The organism is Xanthomonas sp. SHU 166, from assembly GCF_000364685.1.
Lineage (GTDB): Bacteria > Pseudomonadota > Gammaproteobacteria > Xanthomonadales > Xanthomonadaceae > Xanthomonas_A > Xanthomonas_A sontii.
Genome location: NZ_AQOJ01000945.1, coordinates 1 through 4380, shown reverse-complemented (window position 1 = coordinate 4380; position 4380 = coordinate 1). Strand labels below are relative to the sequence as shown.

Here is a 4380-nt window from a genome sequence, read left to right as displayed (position 1 = left end):
GCAACAGCCGCTGCACCTGCTGCCGCGCCGCTACGGCAGCTGGCAGGCGCTGCTGGAAGACGCCGCCGCCGAGGTGCGCACGCACCTGCAGGCCGAAGGCCCGCTGGACACGCGCCGCTGGGGCCTGGAGAACCGCGCGGCGATCTGCCATCCGCTGGCGCAGGGCCTGCCCGGGCCGCTGCGCGGCTGGCTATGCATGCCGGACACGCCGCTGCCCGGCGACGACGACATGCCGCGGGTGCAGCGCCCGGCGTTCGGCGCCTCCGAGCGCATGGTGGTGGCACCGGGTCACGAGGCCGACGGCATCGTGCACATGCCCGGCGGCCAGAGCGGCCACCCGCTGTCGCCGTTCTGGGGCGCCGGCCACGCCGACTGGGTGCAGGGCCGCGCCACAAAGTTCCTGCCCGGCCCGACCCGGCACACGCTGACATTAAGCCCGTCCGCACCACAATGACCCGCGATCGGCTCCGCGCCGGCGTCCGACTGCATACGCCGGCCTGCCTTCCCCCTTCCCCCACTGCCGAGTCTGCCTACCGATGAAGCGCCCTCCCCTGCTCGCCCTGTTGCTGCCGCTCGCCGCGGCCGTGTCGTTTTCCGCCTGTGCCACGCCGGCTGCCGACGCGCCCGCGGCCGCTTCCGACTGCAGCGTGCGCGCCCAACCCGGCGACGATCTGCAGGCCGCGATCGACCGCGTCCCCAACGACGGCAAACCCGCCACCGTGTGCCTGAGCGCCGGCGAGTTCCCGGTCGGCAAGCTGATCTCGATCCAGCGCGACGGCCTGCGCCTGCGCGGCCAGGGCGACAGCACCGTGCTGCGCATGCGCGACCACGTGCAGCAGCCGACCATCGTCATCGGCGACTATCAGAACGAGCGCCCCATGCGGCCGATCCGCGACGTGCGCGTGGAGCAGTTGCAGATCGTCGGCGGCACCATCGACAAGGAGTTCATGCCCGAACGCCCGTACCTGAGCAACAGCCTGGTGGTGGTGCGCAACGGCCAGAACATCCAGCTGACCCACCTGCGAGTGAGCAAGTGCCGCAGCGCCTGCCTGCTGAGCGAGTTCGACAGCCGCGACCTGCTGATCGCGCACAACGACGTGTCCGGTGCGACCTGGGACGGGGTGTCTTTCAACCGCACCGCCAAGGTCAAGCTGATCGACAACGTGATCCACGACAACGTCGCCGCCGGCATCACCACCGAGCACCTGGAAGACAGCGAGATCCGCGACAACCGCCTGGAGCGCAACGGCAGCCAGGGCGTGTACCTGGCCGACGCGCGGCGCAACCTGTTCGCGGGCAACCAGTTCATCGACAACAAGGGCGCCGGGCTCTACCTGACCTGCTCGATCCGCCAGCGCACGCCGCAGATCCTGTGCTGGGACAACAGCATGAGCCAGGACAACACGTTCGAGAACAACACCTTCCGCGGCAACCCCTACACCTACACCATCGGCGTGGACAGCGCGGCCAACTGCACCGGCCCGGAGTTCCGCCCCAACCTGTGGCGCAAGAACAACCAGGCCGACGCCTCGGGCATCGACATCCAGCCCGAACGCTACGGCCACTGCGTGCGCTTCGAATAAGCGCGCGCGGCCGCGGCGCCTGCGCACGCCACCCGGCCGGCCTTGAACAGGTCGGCCGGGGCGCCCCAGCCCGCGCATGGCGGCAGAACCGGTGTGCCCCCCCAGGCCAGGCCGCGTCCAGGCGGGTGTCGGACCACCACCAGGCGGGCGACACGCACGCCGCGACACATCCATTAAAGCTCTGCCTGCAGCGGCCGCTAACCGGTGACGACGCCCCAGCGACCGACGGACCGCGCTGGACCACCGACCGGCCGTGCCGCAGACGCTGGAGTGCCGCGGCGCTCTGGGAGAGCAGATGAACTACCACCTTCATGTCCGCCGCACCCTCGACACGCCGATCCTGGCGATCCAGGGCCTGACCCTGTGCGTCTGGCTGGCGCTGCTGCTGTGCAACCCCTACCTGAGCCACCCACTGGACGCGCGCTATGCGCTGGCGTTCGCCGCCATGCTCGGCAGCGGCGTGGTCATGCGCATGGCCAGGCACTTCTGGCAATGGCGGTTGAGCGCCTTCCTGTCGGTGATCGCGTTCGACGCCGCATTCCGGCTGCAGTTGCACCACATGGGCGGCGCCGGTCTGCCCTGGATGCTGCCGGTGGCGGTGACCCTGAGCCTGGGCTACAGCGTGCTGTTCTGCCACGCGCGCGACTATCTGCTGGCGCTGGCCTGCACCTGGGCGATCATGCTCGGCTGGCACGACAGCCTGGTACCCGCCTCCACCGACCTGCCGCTGCTGGAGATCCTGGTGGCGGCGGTGACCATGGTCGGGTTCGCGTTGAACCGTATCTTCGTCACCACCATGCGCAGCAACCACGCGCTGAAGGAAGGCTATCGGCGCCTGGCCGCGACCGACGCACTGACCGGCATCCCCAACCGGCGCGCGCTGATGGCCGACCTGCAGGCAGCGGTCGGCACCCAGCACGCCGTGCAGTTGGCCATGCTGGACATCGACGACTTCGAGCGGATCGGCGCCGAGCACGGTCACCACGTCGGCGATGCGGTGCTGCAGGCGCTGGCGACGGAACTGGTGCGGCTGGACCCGCGTTGCCGCGTCGGCCGCCTCGGCGGCGAGGAGTTCGGCCTGCTGTTCGAGGGCGTGTCGCAGGACAAGGCGAGCGCACTGGTGCAGCGCCTGCAGCAGCGCATCCGCGGCCTGCGCGTGGATGGCGCAAGCTTCACCTGCAGCGTCGGCATGGCCTCGTTGCCGGCCGGCGGCGAACTGTCCGACCTGCTCGCCCGCGCCGACCGCGCGCTGTCCGCCGCCCGGCAGGCGGGCAACGGCAGCCTTCGCCTGGACGGCGCCACGCCGGTGTCGGCCGGCACGTCCGCGGCGTTTGCAGGCGATCCCGCGCTGCCGGCCGCCACGTCGCTGTAGCACGCAGCACCAACAGCCCCCGCGGGGCGGCGCATGCCGCCGCCCCGCAGCGCACTCGCTCGTGGTGCACGCACTTCAGGCCCGACGCAGACAGCGCAGACGTCCACCCCGCTTCACCGCCGCTGCGTGCGGCACCAACAGGCTGAACCGCAGGCGCTGCGGTCACTCAAGCCGCCACGCCGGCATGCCGATACGCTGCCATCGATCCAGCGCGTGCGCGTCGGCGTCCGCACATCACGAACCGGCCGGGACGCGCCGTTGGGCAGCACATGACGTACCCGGAATACATCCGCCACCTGCTGGGCCGGTCGACCACGGCCATTCAAGCGCTGACCCTGTCGATCTGGGTCGCGACGCTGCTGTTCAATCCGTATCTGCAGCGACCATGGGGCCTGGTCAATTTGATCCTGCTGGCCGCGCTGCTCGGCACCGCCGCCTGCACCCTGCTGGTCCGCCGCTTCTGGCACTGGCGCCTGAGCGGCGCGCTGTACGTGCTGCTGCTGTCGTGGGTGTATCAGATCGAGCTGCGGCAGATGGGCGCACACGGCGAATTCTGGTGGCTGCCGACCACGGTCACCCTGTGCCTGGGCATCAATCTGCTGTTCCCGTTCACGCGCGACTACCTGCTGGCGCTGGCATACACCTGGACGATCATGCTGACCGGTCGGTCACTGCCACCGGCGGCCGCCAGCGACCCGATGCTGCTGGGGCTGCTGGTCGCCGCGGTGTCGCTGATCGGCCTGGCCATGAACCGCACCTTCGCGCGCAGCATGCTGATCACCTACCGCCTGAAGGAAGACTACCGGCGCATCTCCGAGACCGATGCGCTGACCGGGCTGGCCAACCGGCGCGCCCTGATGGCGCAACTGCATGCGCTGGCTGCCGAGCGCGGTCGCCGCGGCACGCTGCAGTTCGTGATGCTGGACATCGACGATTTCAAGCAGGTCAACGACCGCCATGGCCACGATGTCGGCGATGCGGTGTTGCTGGCCCTGGCCGCCGAACTGACCCGGCTCGGGCACGGCTGCCGGGTCGGCCGGCTCGGCGGCGAGGAATTCGGCATCGTGCTCGACGGCATGAGCGACGCGCAGACCGATGCCCTGCTGCAGCGGTTGCTGGAACGCGTGCGCCAGACCCGCGCCAAGGGCGTGGCCTTCACGTTCAGCGCCGGGATCGCGCGCATGCATCCCGACGGCGATGTCTCGGATCTGCTCAAGCGTGCCGACCGTGCGCTGTATGCGGCCAAGCGCGACGGCAAGAGCCGGATCTGCCTGGACAGCGCCACAGGGCCAGCCCCCATGGCGGCCGTGCACGGCGCCCTCGACAGCGCGGCGCCGACGGCGGATCCGGCGTAGCGGGAGGCGCGCGGCAAGGAGCCGCATCCCGCGGCACGCATCGCCGGCGTCGAACACGCACGCTACCGGA

General features: G+C 70.5%; 4 protein-coding genes. All 4 read left to right on the top strand.

Annotation, left to right across the window (positions count from 1 at the left end; genetic code table 11):
- A partial coding sequence (locus D180_RS21195; RefSeq protein WP_043091503.1) for a penicillin acylase family protein occupies window positions 1–454 on the top strand: 454 nt, incomplete at its 5' end.
- Window positions 455–536: 82 nt separating this feature from the next.
- Entirely contained in the window at window positions 537–1583 is a 1047-nt protein-coding gene (locus D180_RS21190; protein WP_017914346.1) for a right-handed parallel beta-helix repeat-containing protein, read from the top strand.
- 295 nt (window positions 1584–1878) lie between these two features.
- Window positions 1879–2955: a GGDEF domain-containing protein gene (locus D180_RS21185; RefSeq protein ID WP_017914345.1), complete on the top strand. Its 1077-nt coding sequence runs from the start codon at window positions 1879–1881 to the stop codon at window positions 2953–2955.
- Between the two features lie 269 nt (window positions 2956–3224).
- Window positions 3225–4310 carry a GGDEF domain-containing protein gene (locus D180_RS21180; RefSeq protein WP_017914344.1) on the top strand — a complete coding sequence of 362 codons (1086 nt, stop codon included), beginning with the start codon at window positions 3225–3227 and terminating at the stop codon, window positions 4308–4310.
- Window positions 4311–4380: the final 70 nt, after the last annotated feature.